Origin of the sequence: Azospirillum endophyticum (genome assembly GCF_016595245.1) — a bacterium.
In the GTDB taxonomy this organism is placed as follows: Bacteria; Pseudomonadota; Alphaproteobacteria; order Azospirillales; family Azospirillaceae; genus Azospirillum; species Azospirillum endophyticum.
Map to the genome: position 1 here is coordinate 347,120 of NZ_JAENHM010000044.1, position 18,308 is coordinate 365,427.

General features: G+C 69.6%; 17 protein-coding genes. 11 read left to right on the plus strand and 6 right to left on the minus strand.

The window, feature by feature from the left end:
* The first annotated feature begins 31 nt into the window (after window positions 1–31).
* Entirely contained in the window at window positions 32–970 is a 939-nt protein-coding gene (locus tag JHL17_RS14915; protein WP_247893545.1) for a LysR family transcriptional regulator, read from the plus strand.
* Between the two features lie 70 nt (window positions 971–1,040).
* On the opposite strand, the gene JHL17_RS14920 is transcribed toward JHL17_RS14915, so the two are convergent.
* Together JHL17_RS14920 and JHL17_RS14925 are read right to left on the minus strand one after the other, a co-directional pair.
* Window positions 1,041–1,217, minus strand: coding sequence for a CsbD family protein (locus JHL17_RS14920; RefSeq protein ID WP_200194275.1), 177 nt, complete (start codon window positions 1,215–1,217; stop codon window positions 1,041–1,043).
* 91 nt (window positions 1,218–1,308) lie between these two features.
* A complete protein-coding gene (locus JHL17_RS14925) occupies window positions 1,309–2,325 on the minus strand; it encodes a LysR family transcriptional regulator (RefSeq protein WP_345773819.1) in 1,017 nt (338 codons plus the stop codon).
* 336 nt (window positions 2,326–2,661) lie between these two features.
* On the opposite strand from JHL17_RS14925, the gene JHL17_RS14930 reads away from it, so the two are divergent.
* The 10 genes from JHL17_RS14930 (at window position 2,662) to JHL17_RS14975 (ending at window position 14,999) form a co-directional block, all read left to right on the plus strand.
* Window positions 2,662–3,984, plus strand: a complete 1,323-nt coding sequence (locus JHL17_RS14930) for a M20 family metallopeptidase (protein ID WP_200194276.1) — start codon at window positions 2,662–2,664, stop codon at window positions 3,982–3,984.
* Between the two features lie 25 nt (window positions 3,985–4,009).
* On the plus strand, window positions 4,010–4,801 hold the full coding sequence (locus JHL17_RS14935) for a class II aldolase/adducin family protein (RefSeq protein WP_200194277.1): 792 nt from the start codon (window positions 4,010–4,012) through the stop codon (window positions 4,799–4,801).
* A gap of 209 nt (window positions 4,802–5,010) precedes the next feature.
* On the plus strand, window positions 5,011–6,654 hold the full coding sequence (locus tag JHL17_RS14940) for an ABC transporter substrate-binding protein (RefSeq protein WP_200194279.1): 1,644 nt from the start codon (window positions 5,011–5,013) through the stop codon (window positions 6,652–6,654).
* Window positions 6,655–6,854: 200 nt separating this feature from the next.
* Window positions 6,855–7,835, plus strand: a complete 981-nt coding sequence (locus JHL17_RS14945; RefSeq protein ID WP_200194280.1) for an ABC transporter permease — start codon at window positions 6,855–6,857, stop codon at window positions 7,833–7,835.
* Window positions 7,832–8,674: an ABC transporter permease gene (locus tag JHL17_RS14950; RefSeq protein WP_200194281.1), complete on the plus strand. Its 843-nt coding sequence runs from the start codon at window positions 7,832–7,834 to the stop codon at window positions 8,672–8,674. The genes JHL17_RS14945 and JHL17_RS14950 overlap by 4 nt, the downstream gene beginning before the upstream one ends.
* Before the next feature lie 4 nt (window positions 8,675–8,678).
* The gene (locus tag JHL17_RS14955; RefSeq protein ID WP_200194282.1) at window positions 8,679–10,385 is read left to right on the plus strand and encodes an ABC transporter ATP-binding protein; all 1,707 of its coding nucleotides are present in this window, start codon (window positions 8,679–8,681) and stop codon (window positions 10,383–10,385) included.
* On the plus strand, window positions 10,386–11,369 hold the full coding sequence (locus JHL17_RS14960) for a ketopantoate reductase family protein (RefSeq protein WP_200194283.1): 984 nt from the start codon (window positions 10,386–10,388) through the stop codon (window positions 11,367–11,369).
* A gap of 235 nt (window positions 11,370–11,604) precedes the next feature.
* Window positions 11,605–12,846: a Zn-dependent hydrolase gene (locus JHL17_RS14965; protein ID WP_200194285.1), complete on the plus strand. Its 1,242-nt coding sequence runs from the start codon at window positions 11,605–11,607 to the stop codon at window positions 12,844–12,846.
* 192 nt (window positions 12,847–13,038) lie between these two features.
* Window positions 13,039–14,091, plus strand: a complete 1,053-nt coding sequence (locus JHL17_RS14970) for a histone deacetylase family protein (RefSeq protein WP_200194286.1) — start codon at window positions 13,039–13,041, stop codon at window positions 14,089–14,091.
* Window positions 14,088–14,999: a DMT family transporter gene (locus JHL17_RS14975; protein WP_200194287.1), complete on the plus strand. Its 912-nt coding sequence runs from the start codon at window positions 14,088–14,090 to the stop codon at window positions 14,997–14,999. Before JHL17_RS14970 ends, JHL17_RS14975 begins: the two co-directional genes overlap by 4 nt.
* A gap of 163 nt (window positions 15,000–15,162) precedes the next feature.
* On the opposite strand, the gene JHL17_RS14980 is transcribed toward JHL17_RS14975, so the two are convergent.
* From JHL17_RS14980 to mdcE, 4 genes are read right to left on the minus strand one after another with little or no spacing between them, the layout of a single operon-like run.
* On the minus strand, window positions 15,163–16,080 hold the full coding sequence (locus JHL17_RS14980) for an ACP S-malonyltransferase (protein WP_200194288.1): 918 nt from the start codon (window positions 16,078–16,080) through the stop codon (window positions 15,163–15,165).
* A complete protein-coding gene (mdcB, locus tag JHL17_RS14985) occupies window positions 16,077–16,952 on the minus strand; it encodes a triphosphoribosyl-dephospho-CoA synthase MdcB (RefSeq protein ID WP_200194289.1) in 876 nt (291 codons plus the stop codon). Before mdcB ends, JHL17_RS14980 begins: the two co-directional genes overlap by 4 nt.
* Window positions 16,949–17,614 (minus strand): malonate decarboxylase holo-[acyl-carrier-protein] synthase, encoded by a 666-nt coding sequence (mdcG, locus tag JHL17_RS14990; protein ID WP_200194291.1) that lies wholly within the window; start codon window positions 17,612–17,614, stop codon window positions 16,949–16,951. Before mdcG ends, mdcB begins: the two co-directional genes overlap by 4 nt.
* Window positions 17,604–18,308: a biotin-independent malonate decarboxylase subunit gamma gene (gene mdcE, locus JHL17_RS14995; RefSeq protein WP_200194292.1), complete on the minus strand. Its 705-nt coding sequence runs from the start codon at window positions 18,306–18,308 to the stop codon at window positions 17,604–17,606. The genes mdcG and mdcE overlap by 11 nt, the downstream gene beginning before the upstream one ends.

Sequence of the window (18,308 nt, forward strand, 5' to 3'; positions counted from 1 at the left end):
AGCAGGTGTAGATTTGCTATACGTTGAACGTATGAGCCATGATCTTTCGGCGATCGGCAGCGATCGCATCGCCCTGCTGGAGACCTTCGTCCGCATCGTCGAATCCGGCAGCCTGTCGGCGGCGGCGGCGCAGCTGGGCAGCACCCAGCCGACGGTCAGCCGCCGCCTGCAGCAGCTGGAACGCCTGCTGGGCGTCCGGTTGCTGCAGCGCTCCACCCACCGGATGAACCTGACGGAGGACGGGACGCGCTGTTTCGAGCGGGCCAAGGATCTGCTCGCCGACTGGCAAATCCTGGAAAGCGACGTTCGCGGCGCCGACGACCAGCCGGCCGGCCATCTGCGGGTGGTGGCGCCGCATGCCTTCGGACAGCAGCAGCTGGTCGGGCCGGTGGCGGAGTATCTGCGCCGCTATCCGCGGATGACGGTGGAATGGCTCCTGCACGACCGCATGCCCGACTTCATCGGCGAGGGCATCGACTGCGCCATCCGCGTCGGCGAGATCCTCGACCCGTCCGTCGTCGCCCTGCGGCTGGCCGAGGTGCCGCGCATCGTCGTCGCCTCCCCCACCCTGCTCGGCGGCCGTCCGCTGCCGCAACGACCGGACGAGTTGGCGGACCTGCCGTGGCTGGCGCTGCACACCTTCTATCGGGACGAGGTGACGCTGACCCATGCCGGAACCGGCGAGACGGCGCGCTTCAGCATCCGGCCGCGCCTGTCGACCGACGGGCTGCAGGCGATCCGCAACGCCGCGATCCTCGGGCTGGGTGTCGCCATCGGCTCGCAATGGGCGCTGGTGGAGGATCTGGCGGCACGCCGGCTCGTGCAGCTGGTGCCGGAATGGCAGGCGGCCACGCTGCCGGTCAGCCTGGTCTATCCGCCGGTCCGCCACCAGCCGGCCCGCCTGCGCCGCTTCATCGACGTGATGCGCGTCGCGGTGCCCCTCGCGTTCAGGACGTTTCAGACACCTTGAACGCGGAACCCCGCGGCAATTGCTGCCGCGGGGCTTCCTAGACAATCGATCCTTGCCGCGCGAGACGGCGTCAGCTCTTGCCGCGCAAGGCGTCCTTGGCTCCGCCGACGGCATTCTCGACCTTGCCCTTCGCCTTGTCGGCGGCACCTTCGGCCTTCATCTTCTCGTCGCCGGTGACGTTGCCGACGCCCTGCTTGATGGCGCCCTTGGCCTTGTCCATGGCGCCCTTGGCCCGATCCTCGTCCATGACGTCCTCCTGAATCCGTGGGTTCGACCGGCCGGAGCCGGCCGTCATGGACAACAACGGCCGGGCGGGCCATTCGTCACGGATGCGTTCCTCACAAACTTGCAGGCTGGGAAACTGCCGCCGACATCGGATCCGTCGCCTCGCCGGCGAGTTCCCTGGCCGGCGCCGTCGCCAGTGCCGTCTGAAGATAGTCGAGGAACGCACGCTCGGCCCGGTTCAGCTTGGCCTGCTCGTTCCAGATCAGATGGACGTTGACCGGAGCGATGCCCTCATAGGGCGGCAGCTCCCACAGCAGGCCGTCGGCGACGTCGCGGGCGGCGATGTGTTCCGGCAGCGGGCCGATGCCGAGGCCGCAGACGATCATCCGCCGCACCTCCTCCAGGTTGGCGGACGACGCGACGACGCGGCCGGCGAAGCTTTCCCGCGCGCGGAACAGGGTCAGCGGCGACAGGGCGCCGTCGATCTGGTCGGAGGTGAAGGACACGAAACTCTCGTGGCGCAGTTCGGCGATGTCGATGTCGCGCCGGCCGAACAGGCGGAAGTCGGGACCGCAGTAGAGGCGATAGGTCTGGCGCAGGAAGATCCGGCTGGACAGGCCGGGGATCGGTTCGCGCAGGAGGCAGATCGCCATGGCGCCGACCCGCTGCTGCAACGCGATGTGCGCGTCGGCCGAGGCCATGACGTCGATGCGGAAGGTCACCAGCGGGTACATCCGGTGAAACTCCCGCAGCGAGCGGTCGAGCAGCGGGGTCTGGATGCGGCTGGTCATCAGGATGTGGACATGGCCGCTGACCTCGTCCTTGGCGTCGCGCACCAGGGCGCCCAGCCGCGACACGGTGGCATGGATCGACACCGCCTCGTCGTAGACCTGCTCGCCGGCGGCGGTGACGGCGAATCGTCCGGGACCGCGGTCGACCAGCGTACGGCCGAGCTGCTCCTCCAGCCGCTTCAACGCGAGGCTGACCGCCGGCTGCGTCAAAAACAGGCGGACCGCGGCCTTGGTGATGCTGCCCTCCTGCACGATCACCATGAAGGTGCGCAGCAGGTTCCAGTCCATCTGCTGGCCCAGTCGGGCCAAAGCCTGCCGTTCCGCCTCGGTTTCGTTCACCGCCTCGCCCTCTCCATCGCTGCCCGCTTCCGGTGCATCCGTCCTGCCGCCCAAATTCTACGCACATGAATGCGTTGTGAGCAACTGCGGCATAAATCAGATTCATGGGCGAAATGAAAAATGCTTATTTGCCTGATCGATTGGACGGTTGCCTAATCGGCATATGGCGGCCTTCAAGCATCGCCAAGCCGGACCTTACAGAACGCGCCGTTATGGCGGCCATATCCATTGGGGATAGGCCGTGACGCAACTGCTTCGTCTTTTTTCACCCGCCCCTGCACTCACGACGCAGTGGCGAAGAGGACTCGGGCAGAGGATTTGGGCAGAGGATTTGGAATGACACGGGATACGGCCGACAGTCTCGACCATGCGTTGCCGGATAGCGGCCTGCGCGCCGCGATCCTGGATGCCGCCGACGCGGCGCAGGGCGATTGCGTCGCTCACCTCTCCGACCTCGTCCGCCAGCCCTCGCTGCTGGGGGAGGAATCCTCAGCGCAGGCGCTGATGGCCGACCGCTTCGCCCGCCTGGGGCTGGAGGTCGACCGCTTCGACATCGACGAACAGGCGATCTCCCGCCTGCCGGGCTTCTCGCCGCCGGTTCTCCCCGGCGCCTATGCCGGCCGCGAGAACGTCGTCGGCGTGCATCGGCCGCGCGAGGCGAAGGGCCGCTCGCTGATCCTGAACGGCCACATCGACGTGGTGCCGGCCGGCCCGGCGGAGCTGTGGACCACCCCGCCCTTCGAACCGCGGATCGCCGACGGGCGGCTCTACGGCCGCGGCGCCGGCGACATGAAGGCCGGCATCGCCGCCTACACCGCCGCCTTTTCAGCATTGCGCAGCCTGGGCTACCAGCCGGCCGCGCCGGTCTATCTGCAATCGGTGATCGAGGAGGAATGCACCGGCAACGGCGCGCTCGCCTGCCTGCATCGCGGCTACCGTGCCGACGCGGCGGTGATCCCGGAGCCGTTCAACCATTCCATCTCCATCGCCCAGGTCGGCGTGATGTGGCTGCGGCTGGTGCTGACCGGCACGCCGGCCCATGTGCTGGACACCTCGGCCGGGACGAACGCGATCGAGGCGGCCTATGCCCTGGCTGCCCACCTGAAGGCGCTGGAGGTGCGGTGGAACGAGCCGTCCTGCCGCCATCCCGCCTTCTGCGGCCATGCCCATCCCGTCAACGTCAATCTCGGCCGGATCGAGGGCGGCGAGTGGCCGTCGTCGGTCCCGACGCGCTGCGCGCTCGACCTCCGGCTCGGCTTCTTCCCCGGGCAGGAGCCGGAGGCGGTCCGCGCCGAGGTGACCCGGGCGGTGGAGCAGGCGCGCTCCACCGACCCGGCCCTGTCCGGCGTGGGGATCGAGCTTCAGTGGAACGGCTTCCAGGCCGCCGGCTGCGAGATCGACCCGGCGCACCCGCTGGTGACCCTGCTGGCCGACAGCCACCGCGCCGTGCGCGGCGGCGATCCGGAGCTGGTGGCGCTGACCTGCACCACCGACGCCCGCTTCTTCCAGTTCTATGGCGACACGCCCGCCACCTGCTACGGCCCGGAGGCGACGCGCATCCATGGCATCGACGAATCGGTGTCGCTGGACAGCGTCCGCGACGTGACCCGCGTGCTGGCGCTGTTCATCGCCGGCTGGTGCGGCCTGGAACCCATCTGACCCCCTCCCTGACGAGACCCGCCCGATGATCGCCGTTCCCCTGAAAGCAAACGCCGCCCACGCTCCGCACGCCACCCGCGACTGTTCCGACGTGGAGTGGAAGGCCCGCACCGATCTGGCTGCCGCCTACAAGCTGTTCGACCGGCTCGGCATGACCGACCTGATCTACACCCACATGTCGGCGCGGATTCCCGACACGCCCGACCATTTCCTGATCAACCCCTATGGCCTGATGTTCCACGAGGTGACGCCCGACAACCTCGTGAAGGTCGACATCGACGGCAATCTGGTGGACCGCCGCGACGGCGACGAGATCAACCCGGCCGGCTTCACCATCCACAGCGCGGTGCACCACGCCCGCCCGGACGTCGGCGCCGTCATCCACCTGCACACCGACGCCGGCATGGCGGTCAGCGCCCAGGCCGACGGGCTGCTGCCGATCACCCAGCATTCGCTGCGCTGGTACAACCGCATCGCCTATCACAGCTACGAAGGCATCGCACTCGATCTGGCCGAGCGCGAGCGGCTGGTCGCCGACCTCGGCAACCATCACAGCATGATCCTGCGCAACCACGGCCTGCTGACCGTCGGCCAGGACGTCGCCGAGGCCGCCGTGCTGATGTACTACCTGGAGCAGGCCTGCAAGCAGCAGATCATGGCGATGGCCGGCGGCCGTCCGCTGATCTACCCGTCGCCCGAGGTGTGCGAGCACACCGCCCAGCAGTATGAGCGCGCCTATCCGCGCGCCGGCGTCCTGGAATGGGACTCGCTGCTGCGCTGGCTGGACGGCACCACCGGCCCGACCGGGCCGCGGTAAGTGTGGGTAGGTTAGACCCCCACCTAACCTCCCCCGCTGGGCGGGGGAGGGACTGCCGCCGCTCTCCCGCCTAAGCACTTGCCCCCTCCCCCGCCCAGCGGGGGAGGGTTGGGGTGGGGGGCCTCGCCAACCGACACCCTCCCAACAAAAAACACCGACACGACAGGGTCGCCGACACCATCGACACCACTGGAGACGAGGACACCCGCATGACACGACGCCTTTCCGGTATCCCCGCCAGCTTCCGCCGCAGCCTCCACCGCGCCGCCGCCGCCGGCCTGCTGGCAGCATCCCTCGCCATTCCCGGCACCGCCGCCCTGGTCGCCGCCCCAGCCATGGCCCAGGAGACGCCGGTCCGCGGCGGTGTCCTCAACTCCATCGTCCAGCCGGAGCCGCCGACCCTGATGCTGGGCCTGAACCAGCAGGGCCCGACCCAGACCGTTGCCGGCAAGATCTACCAGGGCCTGCTGACCTACGACCGCAAGCTGAACCCGATGCCGTCGCTCGCCGAGAGCTGGACAGTGTCGCCGGACGGCCTGACCTATACCTTCAAGCTGTACCAGAACGTGAAGTGGCACGACGGCAAGCCGTTCAGCGCCAACGACGTGGTCTTCTCGACCTCCAAGTTCCTGATGGAGGTCCACCCGCGCGCGCGAGCCGTGTTCAGCCGCTGCGAGTCGATCAAGGCGCTGGACGACCACACCGTCGAATTCAAGCTGAAGGAGCCGTTCCCGGCCTTCATCCAGGCCTTCGAGGTGTCGTCGGCCCCGATCGTCCCGGCCCATATCTATGAAGGCAGCGATTTCCGCGCTAACCCGGCCAACAATACGCCGATCGGCACCGGCCCGTTCAAGCTGAAGGAATGGGTCAAGGGCAGCTACATCCAGCTCGTCCGCAACGAGGATTATTACAAGAAGGACCTGCCCTATCTCGACGGCATCACCTTCCGCGTGATCCCGGACGCCGCCAGCCGCTCGCTGGCGCTGGAAAGCGGGCAGGTGCAGCAAACCCAGTACAGCGACCTGGAACCCTTCGAGGTTCCGCGCATGAAGACGCTGCCCAACGTCACCCTGACCACCGAGGGCTACGAGTTCGTCGCGCCGATGGCCTGGCTGGAGATCAACCACCGGGTCAAGCCGCTGGACGACAAGCGTTTCCGCAAGGCGATCGCCTACGCGATCGACCGCAAGTTCATCCGCGACAAGATCTGGTTCGGCCTCGGCCGGGTGCCGACCGGCCCGATCAACTCGGTGGTCAAGTTCTACGACCCCAAGGTCACGACCTATGAGCCGAGCCCGGACAAGGCCAAGGCCCTGCTGGACGAGATGGGCCTGAAGCCCGACGCCAAGGGCGTGCGCGCCACCGTCAAGCTGATGCCGATGCCCTATGGCGAGACCTGGACCCGTCTGGGCGAGTATCTGAAGCAGGCGCTCGGCAAGGTCGGCGTCGCCGTGGTGCTGGAGAGCACCGACGCCGCCGGCTGGGCGCAGCGCGTCGCCAACTGGGATTACGAGATCACCACCAACTTCCTCTACCAGTACGGCGACCCGGCACTGGGCGTGGCCCGCACCTACATCTCGTCGAACATCCGCAAGGGCGTTCTGTTCACCAACACCATGGGCTATTCCAACCCGAAGGTGGACGAGCTGTTCGACCAGGCCTCGCGCGAGAACGACCCGGCCAAGCGCCAGGAGCAATACAGCGAGGTCCAGCGCATCCTGTCCGACGACCTGCCGGTGGTGTGGCTGCTGGAGATGGAATTCCCGACCTTCCTCGACAAGCGCGTGAAGAACGCCAACACGACCGCCATCGGTGTCAACGACACCTATGAAAGCGTCTGGCTGGCGAAGTAGTCGTCCGACTCCTTGAAGTATCCCCTCTCCCCCCGGGGAGAGGGTTAGGGTGAGGGGGACGCGCGGCGGCCCTTCTCCGAGAATCCACGCTATGCATCCCCCTCACCCCGACCCTCTCCCCGGGGGGGAGAGGGGGAATCTGCGCTTACGTGTGAGCGGGAGAGAGGCCAGAGCGCGGCAATTGAAATAGGACCACGCCCATGCTGGGATTCGCCCAACTCTTCGCGAGCCGCCTCGTCAAGGCCGCCGCGATCCTGATCGCCATCGTGGTGATGAACTTCTTCCTCGTCCATGCCGCCCCCGGCGACCCGGCCATGGTGATGGCGGGCGAGGCGGGGGCCGCCGACGAAAAGTTCGTGACGCAGCTGCGCGAGCAGTTCGGGCTCGACCGGCCGCTCTACGAACAGCTCGGCACCTATGTCGGCAAGGTCGTGCGGGGTGATCTCGGCTTCTCCTACCGCCAGCAGCGGCCGGTCTGGGACATCCTGGCGGAACGGCTGCCGGCCACCCTGGTGCTGACGCTGACCGCCTTCCTGCTGGCGCTCGCCGCCGGGGTGGCGCTCGGCACGCTGGCCGCCGTCGCCGTCGGCACCTGGGCCGACAGCGCCATCACCGTCGTGGCACTCCTGGCCTACGCGACGCCGATCTACTGGATCGGGCTGATGCTGAGCCTGCTGTTCTCCATCCAGCTCGGCTGGCTGCCGGCCTTCGGCTACGAGACCATCGGCGCCGGCTATACTGGGCTGGCTCATGTGGCGGATGTCGCCGTCCACCTGATCCTGCCGGTCATCACGCTGGCGCTGTTCTACATGGCGGGCTATGCGCGCCTGACCCGCGCCTCGATGCTGGAGGTGCGCGGCCTCGACTTCGTCAAGACGGCCAAGGCCAAGGGGCTGACGCAGAGCCGCATCGTCACCCGCCATGTCCTGCGCAACGCCATCCTGCCGGTCATCACCGTGGCCGGCATCCAGGCCGGCCAGCTGGTCGGCGGCTCCATCCTGATCGAGACGGTGTTCGCCTGGCCCGGCATCGGCCGGCTGGCCTTCGAGGCGGTGCTGCAGCGCGACTATCAGGTGCTGCTGGGCATCTTCCTGGTCACGTCGATCATGGTGATCCTCTTCAACATCCTGACCGACATCCTCTACGGCCTCGTCGATCCGCGAATCCAGGTGTCGCAATGATGAACTCCGATTTCTGGCGGGCCTTCGTCCGCAACAAGGGCGCGGTCCTGGGGCTGGTCATCCTGATCGCCATCGTCGTGCTGGCCGTCTTCGCCTCGGTCTTCTTCCCCGGCGACCCGTGGGAAATGGCGACGGCGCCTTTCCAGCCGCCGCTGTCCGAAGACGCCCTGCTGGGATCCGACATGCTGGGCCGCGACATCGCGTCGGGCATCGCCCATGGGGCGCGGGTGTCGCTGCTGATCGGCCTGACCTCCACCGCCGCGGCGCTGGCCATCGGCGTCACGCTGGGGGCGCTGGCCGGCTTCCATGGCGGCAAGGTGGACGACGCGATCATGCGCTTTACCGAGCTGTTCCAGACCATCCCCAACTTCGTGCTGGCCGTGGTGCTGGTCGCCATCTTCACCCCCAGCCTGACCACCATCGTCGCCGCCATCGCCATCGTCAGCTGGCCGCCGCTGGCACGGTTGTCCCGCGCCGAGTTCCTCAGCCTGCGCTCGCGCGAGTTCGTCCAGGCCGCCATCACCACCGGCCAGAGCAACGGCACCATCATCCTGCGCCAGATCCTGCCCAACAGCCTGTCGCCGATCATCGTGTCGGCCTCGCTGATGGTCGCGACCGCCATCCTGCTGGAAAGCTCGCTGAGCTTCCTCGGCTTGGGCGATCCCAACGCGATGAGCTGGGGCTACATGATCGGCGCCGCCCGCACGGTGATCCGGCAGGCCTGGTGGATGAGCGTTTTCCCCGGCCTCGCCATCGTGCTGACCGTGCTGGCGCTGAACCTGGTCGGCGAGGGGCTGAACGACGCCCTGAACCCGAAGCTCGCCCGGTCGCGGGGGTGATGCGATGAGCCAGTTCGACCTGATGCGCACCCCGCCGGAGACCGCCGCCATGATCACGCCGCTTCTCGATGTGCGCGGCCTCAGCATCGCGCTGCCGCCGGGCGCCGACCGCCCGCTGGCGGTGGACAACCTGACCTTCACCCTGAACCCCGACGAGATCCTCTGCGTGGTCGGCGAGTCCGGCTCCGGCAAATCGATGACCGCGCATGCCATGATGGGCCTGCTGCCCGCCCCCCATGTCCGGGTCGCCGGCGGCAGCCTGCTGTTCAAGGGCAAGGACGTGCTGGCCATGCCGGAGGCGGAGCAGCGCAGCCTTCGCGGCGGCCGCATCGCCATGGTGTTCCAGGAGCCGATGACGGCGCTGAACCCATTGATGCGGGTCGGCCGCCAGATCGGCGAGTCCTTGCGCGAACACACCGCCCTGCCCGCCCCCGCCCGCCGCGCCCGCGTGGTCGAGCTGCTGGACCAGGTCGGGCTGCCCAACCCGGCCGAACTGGCCGAGGCCTATCCCTTCCGCCTGTCGGGCGGCCAGCGCCAGCGCGTGATGATCGCCATGGCGCTGGCCTGCCAGCCCGACATCCTGATCGCCGACGAGCCGACCACGGCGCTGGACGTCACCACCCAGAAGCAGATCCTCGACCTGATCCGCTCGATCCAGGCCGAGCGTCACATGGGCATGATGTTCATCACCCATGATTTCGGCGTGGTGGCGGAGATCGCCCACCGGGTGGCGGTGATGCGCCACGGCAAGCTGGTGGAATACGGTGCGGCGTCGGATGTGCTGAACCGGCCGCAGCATGCCTACACCCGCCAGCTGATCGCCTCGGTCCCGCACTACATCGAGCACCGCGACGACCATGCCAAGGCCGGCGCGCCGCTGCTGGTCGCCGACAAGGTGCGCAAGGTCTTCCATGTCGGCGGCGGCCTGTTCAAGAAGTCGAAGGAAGTCGTTGCCGGCGACGACCTGTCTCTGACCATCCATCCCGGCGAGACCGTCGGGCTGGTCGGCGAATCCGGATCGGGCAAATCGACGCTCGGCCGTTCCATCGTCGGGCTGATCAAGCCGGATTCGGGCCGCATCCTGTTCGAGGGCACCGACCTGCTGGCGCTCGACCGCAAGGGCTTCCGGCCCTACCGCCGGGCAGTGCAGATGGTATTCCAGGACCCCTACGCCTCGCTGAACCCGCGCCACCGCGTCGGCGACATCGTCGCGCAAGGGCCGGTGGCCTTCGGCGAGGACCGGACCAGGGCCCTGACCCGTGCCCGCGAGCTGCTGGCGCTGGTCGGACTCGACGGCTCGGCGGCCGACCGCTTCCCGCACGAGTTCTCCGGCGGCCAGCGCCAGCGCATCGGCATCGCCCGCGCGCTCGCCATGGAGCCGAAGCTGCTGGTGGCGGACGAGCCGGTCTCGGCGCTCGACGTCTCGGTGCAGGGACAGGTGCTGGAACTGCTGGACGACATCCGACGGCGGCTGAATCTCGCCATGCTGTTCATCACCCACGACCTGCGGGTGGCGGCCCAGGTCTGCGACACCATCGCCGTGATGCGCCGCGGCAGGATCGTCGAGATGGGCACCGCGCGGGAGGTCTTCACCCACCCGCGCGACGCCTACACCCGCAGCCTGCTCGACGCCATTCCGGGGAAGTCCTGGCACATCCCGGACGACCTGCAAAAAGTCAAAACGGGCTCCGGCCTGGCGGGAGCGCACTGAATGAAGGTCGCCATCATCGGCGCCGGCGCCGTCGGCGGCCTGCTGGCCGCCCGGCTGGGCGCCACCGAGGCCGAGGTGACGCTGGTCGCCCGGCCGAACGCGGCATCCGCCATCCGCCGCAACGGCCTGACCATGGTGACGCCGCTGAACCGCGTCGCCCGGCTCAGCCCCCGCGTCACCGACGACAGCCTGTCGCTGGGACCGCAGGATCTGGTGTTCCTCTGCGTCAAGGCCCATGCGCTGCGCGGCACCATCGACACGCTGGCCCCGTTGCTGGGACCGGAGACCGCCCTGGTGCCGATGGTCAACGGCATTCCGTGGTGGTACCCGCACCGCCAGCCGGAGCCGCTGGCCGACCGGCCGCTCGCCAGCGTCGACCCCGACGGGCTGCTCTGGCGCTCCATCGATCCCGACCGGGTGGTGGGGGCGACCAGCTTCGTCGCGGTGGAAGGCGACGGTCCCTGCCGTATCCGCCATGTCAGCGACCAGCGTTTCGTCTTCGGTGACGCCGCCAATAGGGACAATCCTGCGGTCGACCGCGTCGTGACGCTGTTCGGGCAGGCGGGATTCCAGCCGGCGAAGACCGCCGACATCCGGCAGGCGATCTGGGTGAAGCTGTGGGGCAACCTCGCCTTCAATCCCCTGAGCGTGCTGACCGGATCGACGCTCGGCCGCCTGTGCAACGACCCCGGCACGCGCGAGACCGGCCGCGCCATGATGCTGGAGGCCAAGGCGGTGGCGGAGAGGCTGGGGATGGTCTTCACCACCAGCGTCGACGAACGCATCGCCATGGCCGCCGGCGTCGGCGACTTCAAGACCTCGATGCTCCAGGACTATGAGGCCGGCAGGCGGCTGGAACTGGACGCCATCCTGGGATCGGTGATCGAACTGGCCGAACGGACCGGCGTGGACGTGCCGATGCTGCGCGCCGTCCTGGCGATGGTCGACCTGCGGGCACGGGAGCGGCGGGAGGCGGCGGCTTAGCCCTCGCTCACTTACCCCCACCCTAACCCTCCCCCGCTCTCAGCGGACCTACGGTCCGCCTGCCGCGTCAGCACAAAGCGAAGCTTTGTGCGAGAGCTGGGCGGGGGAGGGGATCAAGCGCTTGTTCGGAAAAGCGGCGGCAGTCCCTCCTCCGCCCAGCGGGGGAGGTTAGGTGGGGGCATTCGAAGCCGACACCTCCCTGATCGAAACATAACAAGCCTCACCTGGAGCCCCCATGTCCCTCCCCTCCAATCTGCCCATCGACGGCCAGCGCCTGTGGGACAGCCTTGCCGAGATGGCGAAGATCGGCGCCACCGCGAAGGGCGGCAGTTGCCGCCTCGCCCTGTCGGACGAGGACAAGGCCGGCCGCGACCTGTTCGTCTCCTGGTGCGAGGCCGCCGGCTGCACCGTGACAATCGACCGCATCGGCAACATCTTCGCCCGCCGCAAAGGCCGTGACGACAGCCTGCCCCCGGTGGTGATGGGCAGCCATCTCGACACCCAGCCGACCGGCGGACGCTTCGACGGCGTGTTCGGCGTGCTGGCGGCGCTGGAGGTGGTGCGCTCGCTGAACGACCGCGGGGTGGAGACCCTGCACCCGGTCGAGGTCGCGGTGTGGACCAACGAGGAAGGCTCCCGCTTCTCGCCGCCGATGATGGGGTCGGGCGTCGTCACTGGCGTCTTCACCCTGGAGGAGATCCTCGACAAGGTGGCGCAGGACGGCGCGCGGCTCGGCGACGAGCTGGTCCGCACCGGCTATGCCGGCGAGGCGCCGGTCGATCACCCGATGCACGCCTATCTGGAGGCCCATATCGAACAGGGTCCGGTGCTGGAGGTCGAGGGCAAGGAGATCGGCGTCGTCACCGGCGCCCAGGGCCAGCGCTGGTACGAGGTGACGGTGACGGGTGTCGAGGCCCATGCCGGCCCGACGCCGATGCGCCTGCGCCGCGACGCGCTGGTCGCCGCCTCGGCGATGGTGCAGGCGGTGCAGCGGGTCGGGCTGGAGACGGCGGGCGATCCCTGCGCCACGGTGGGCATTCTCGATGTCCACCCGCATTCGCGCAACGTCATCCCCGGCCGGGTCTTCTTCACCGTCGACCTGCGCCATCCGAACGCCGACACGCTGGCCGACATGGACCGTCGATTCCGCGCCGCCGTCGCCGCGATTGCCGAGCAGAACGGGGTGGGCGCCGAGATCGCCGATTTCTGGCACTTCCCGCCGACGCCCTTCGCCAAGCCGCTGGTCGACCGGGTGCGCGAGGCGGCGGGCGGCTTCGGCTTCAGCCACCGCGACATCGTGTCGGGCGCCGGCCATGACGCGGTCTATGTGGCGGGCAAGGTGCCGACGGCGATGATCTTCATCCCCTGCGAGGACGGCATCAGCCACAACGAAGTCGAGAACATCGCCCCCGCCGATGGTGCCCGCGGTGCCGCCGTGCTGTTCGAAACGCTGGTCGCCACGGCTGGAAAGCCCTGAGCGCATAGCAAGCCCTCTCCCGCCCCGGGAGAGGGAGGGGACCCATGCGGCAGCATGGGGAGGGTGAGGGGCGACCCAAGAATCCCGTAGCGCATGGTTTCTTGGGCTACCCCTCACCCTTCCCACCGCTTCGCGGCGGGCCCCTTCCCTCTCCCGGGGCAGGAGAGGGAGACCTCCAACGGAGTCTCCCCCATGAAGTTCGTCCATCACCCCGACGTCGCCCTGCACCGTCCCGCCACCTATTTCAACAAGGGCCTGCTGCGCGCCCTGCCGGAGAAGCCGGAGCGGGTCGGCGCGCTGGCCTCGCTGATCGAGAAGCGGGGCGAAACGCTGATCCTGCCCGACGATTACGGCTCCGCCCCGCGCGCCGCCGTCCACACCCCCGCCTATCTCGCCTTCCTGGAAACGGCGCACGCCCGCTGGGTGGCGGCCGGCGACATGGGCGACGTGGTGCTGCCCAACGTCCACCGCATGCAGGCGGCTCCCAACTACCCCACGAGCATCGTCGGGCAGGCCGGCTGGCACATGTTCGACACCGCCTGCCCGATCGGCGAGGGCACCTGGGCCGCCACCTGCGCCGCGACCAACGCCGCCATCCACGCGGCGAAGCTGGTCGCCAGCGGTGCCGACACCGCCGCCTACGCGCTGTGCCGGCCGCCGGGGCACCATGCCACCCGCGACATGGCCGGCGGCTTCTGCTACCTGAACCATGTCGCCGTCGCCGCGGAATCGGTGCTGCCGCTGCTGCGCGCCCAAGGCCGCCCGGCGCGGGTGGCGATCATCGACGTCGACGTCCACCATGGCAACGGCACGCAGGACATCTTCTACGAGCGCGACGACGTGTTCTTCGTCTCGGTCCACGGCGACCCGGCCGAGTTCTATCCGCACATGGCCGGCTATGCGCAGGAGCGCGGCATCGGCCGCGGCGAAGGCTACACCCTGAACCTCCCCCTGCCGATCGGCAGCGACGAGGCGACGGTGCTGGCGACCATCGGCAAGGGCCTGGACGAGATCCGGCGCTTCGCGCCGGAGATGCTGTTCGTCTCGCTGGGCTTCGACACCTTCATCAACGACCCGCTGGCCGCCTTCGGCGTCACCACGCCGGGCTTCGCCCGCATGGGCGCCCTGATCGCCGCCGCCGGGCTGCCGACGGTGCTGGTGCAGGAAGGCGGCTACGCCATCGATGACCTGTCGGCCAACCTGTCGAGCTTCCTGGACGGGTTTGAAGGCAAGACAGCCGCATGACCGCCACCGCCGCCAGCGGCACCGGCCGCGATCCGGCGAAATACCTGCTGATCGCCGCCATCAGCCTGTTCTGGGGCCTGAACTGGCCGGCGGTGAAGACGATCCTGACGCAGATGCCGATCTTCAGCCTGCGCGCCATCGGCTTCAGCGCCGGGGCGGTGCTGCTGCTGGGTGCGGCGCGGCTGGCCGGGCACCGGCTGCGGGTGGAACGGGGGGAATGGCCGGCGTTGGTAACGGCCGGGCTGTGCAACGTGCTGGTCTTCAACCTGTGCACGGCGCTGGGCCAGAGTCTGATGGCGACCTCGCAGGCGGCCATCGTCGCCTTCACCATGCCGGTGTGGGCGACGCTGCTGGCGATCCCGCTGCTGGGCGAACGGCCGGGACCGCGCCAGATCGCCGGGCTAGCCTGCGGGCTGGCCGGCCTGCTGGTGTTGCTGGGGCCGGAGGCGCTGACGGCGCCGCCGTCGCAACTGGCCGGGCCGGCGGTGATGCTGGTGGCGGCGGTGGCCTGGGCGCTCGGCACCATCGTGATGAAGCGGCGGGTGTGGCGCACCCATCCGATGGTCATCACCGGCTGGCAGTACGTGCTCTGCGCCCTGCCGATGATCGGGCTGGCGGCGACGGAGGCACGGCCGGCCCTGGCCGAGATTCACGCCACGGTCTGGACCGGCTTCGCCTGGCACATCGTCTGTTCGATCTGCGCGGCGCAGGCGCTGTGGTACGTCACCGTCCGCCGCCTGACCGTAGGGGAGGCGGCGGTCAGCACCCTGCTGATCCCCGTCGTCGGGGTGGGCGGCGCGGTGCTGCTGCTGGGCGACCCGGTGACGCCGCGGCTTGCGGCGGCGCTGGTGCTGATCCTGGCCGCCGTCGCCTGCGTGCTGGGTCCGAAACCGGGCGGGGGACGATGACCCTTTCCAACCTGCGAAAATCCCCCTCTCCCCCCCGGGGGAGAGGGTCGGGGTGAGGGGGATGCATTGCTTGGCTATCCCGAGAATCCTCGCCGCGCGACCCCCTCACCCTAACCCTCTCCCCGGGGGGGAGAGGGGACTCCTCCTGCGACCTACAGCCCAATCACCCCAGTTGCCGCTCTACCCAGGCGGCGGCACCCGACAGGCTGCGGAAATCGGACACGGAGCGGACGGCCAGTTCCGGATGCCGCTCGGCGGCCATCCGCGCCAGAGCATTGCCGGGGCCGGTTTCCAGCAGAACGGTGCAGCCCATCTCGACCAGCCCGTCCAGGCAAGCGACCCAGGCGACCGTCTCCGTCATCTGCCGGGTCAGCGCCGCGATGGCCCGCTCGCGCGTGTAGACCGGGGTGCCGTCGATGCCGGCCAGCACCGGCAGCGGCGGCGCCTGCAGGCCGCTTGCGACCAAGACCGGGGCGAACTCCTCGGCGGCGGGCGCCATCAGGCGGGTGTGCGAGGCGACGGTGACCGGCAACGGCGTGACCGTGGCGCCAAGCGCCAGGACCACCCGCTCTAGCGCATCCAGCGTCGCCCGGTGCCCACCGACCACGAACCGGTCGGCACCGTTCTCGATGGCGATGTCCGCACCGCAGTCGCGGCAAACCCCCTCCAGCTGCAAGCGGTCGAGCCCGCGCACGGCCAGCAGCCCGCCCGGTTCGGGGTCGGCGCGGTCCATCGCTTCCGCACGGCGGATCGCCAGCCGAACCAGGTCCTCCGCATCGAGCGCACCGGCGACATGATAGGCCGACAACTCCCCCAGGCTGTAGCCGGCGACCGCCCGCAGCAGCGGCAGATGGGGGCGCAAGGCCGCCCAGGTCGCCGCCTGGACCGCGCAAAGCAGCGGCTGGGCGACGGCATTGTCATGCATCCCGGCCTCCGGCCCGGCGACGAGGGCGCGCAAATCTCGACCCATGGCCGTGGCGGCCCGGTCTAGCACCGCCTGCGCCGCCGGTTCCCGCCGCAGCGGATCCAGCATGCCCGGCCCCTGCCCGCCCTGGCCGGAACAGAGGATCCCCAGGCTCATGCCCAGCCCTCCCGCAGGGCATGGACGAAATGCGCCGCCGCCAGCATGTCGGCGCTGCCGCCGGGCGACAGGCGGCGGGCGACGCAGGCGCGGTGCAGGGCCAGGGCCTCGGCCCGCCAGCCGGCCTGGAACACCCCGCCGCGGTCGAGGAAGCGGCGCGCCTCGCCCTGGACGAAGGTCAGCCCGGCCGAACCGCCACGGTGCAGCAGGTTGGTGTCCTCCAACTCCGCCATCAATGTGAACAGGGTCTGCACCAGCGCCCGCTCCGGATCGGCGCCGTCCGCTAGCGCGCGGTCCAGCGCCGGCAATGCAAGCGTGAACAGCGTGGGGAAGCCGTCGGCCGCCTCCTGCCGGGCGCCGCGGGCGCCATAGCGCTGGACGGCCCGCGCGCCGTGGCTGACCGGGGCCTGCGGCGCGGCGGCCAGGATGTCGGCGCCCCACAGATCGCCGACGGTCCCGCCCAGCGCCGTTCCCCGAAGTGTCCGGCCCCGCCGCATCCGCCAACCCGCCGCCGCCGCGAGGAAGCCGATGCCGAACACCGCGCCGCGATGCGTGTTGATCCCGCCGGTGGCCGCCAGCATCCGACGCTCCCCGGCGATGCCGAGATCGCGCAGGACGGCGAAATCCGCCCCCTCGGCACCGGCGGCGGCGATGGCGCGGAAATAGCCACGCAGGGCGAACAAGCTGCGCAGAAAGGTCCCCATGTCCATGTCGTCATGGCTGCCGCTGTCGAACGGGCTGACCAGCCCCGGCTTGGGGTGCAGCGCCAGCTCGGCATAGAGCGCACGAACCGCCGTCCGTCCGGCCAGCGCCGCAACCGGGTTGGCGAAATCGGCCGGAACCTGGGTGACTGCGGCATTGCTGCGAATCATACGGCGTCCTCCCGGTCGAACAGCGCCAGCACGGCGGACAGGTCGCGCAGGCTGACCTCCGCCGGTCCCTTCACCAGCAGCCGGCGGGGCCGGCCAGCCAGCTCCCGCCACGCGACCGCCGCACCGTCCGGCAGCAGGATTTCCCCGTCCAGGCGCGGAGTCGCATCGCCGACCGCCACCAGCAGATCCAGCAGGCCATCCAACTGCCGGCGGTCGCGCGGGGCGAACAGCAGGTCGATGTCGGACTCAGGCCGGACATAGCGCAGGCCGGTGCGGTGCTGCCAGGCCAGCGAACCATAGACCGCGGCGGCCGTCCCCAACTCCTGCGCCCGCAGCGCCAGATTCGTCAGCATGGGCCGCCACCCCTCCGGCGCCGACGCTGCCGCCTCTGCAAGCGGCAGCGGGTCCAGCCGCTCGGCCACCGCATCGGCCGTCACATGCAGGCCAATCCGCCGCTTGTCCGGCGTGGCGAGGCCCAGCCGAAGCTCCCCCGTCCCGTCTTCCGGCCGGCCGCGCGCGATCACCAGCGGCCGGCTGGCCCGGCACCAGTCCTCGGCCTCCGCCAACTTCGCCGGAGCCAGGGGAGAGCGCAGGCGGCTCGCCCAGCCCTCCCCCAGCCGGACCCAGCCATGGCGCGGCCAGGGAACGGTGTCAGACGGCATCGTGCCGCACCCGGTCGGCCACCTTGCGGGCAAGCTGCCGTCCGCCGCGCTCCTCGCCCAGCGCCCGGCGCGGATCGCCGTCGGTCGGCACCGCCAGCGCCTCGGCAAGGCAGGCGGCGAGGTCGCCCTCCCACAAGGCGGTGATGGCGCCCATCCGGCGATAATTCTCGACACCGGGGGCGAAGACCGGGGAGGACGCGCTCAGCTCCGTCAGCCGTTCCAGCGGGATCTTGGTGACGCGGGACATCGCCGGCAGGTTCATCACCCGGATCTCGGCGTCCGGCAGGGCATAGCAGCGGTCGGCCAGCAGGCTGGTGGCGAGGAAGCCGCCGCTGACCGCCTGCCCATGGACCAGCCCGAGCACCCGGTGCCCGTTGCGCCGGGCGAGGTCGATGCATTTGGCCAGATGCGCCATGTAGCCGTTGATGCCCAGCAGCTCGTCGCGATGGCTCAGCCGCTGGCCCTGGGTGTCGACCAGCAGCAGGATCGGCCGGCCGGGATGGCGGCGCACCACCTCCAGCACCGCGCCGGCCATGCGGAAGGCCAGCTCGATGCCGATCGGCGTGTTGTCGATGGTGCCGATCACCGCCACCTCGGTGCCGAAGACCCGGCCGGCGCCGTCGAAATAGACACCGTCTGCGGCGATCTCGTGCCCGTCGGGAAACAGCCGGTTCAGAAGACTCGTCAAATCCAT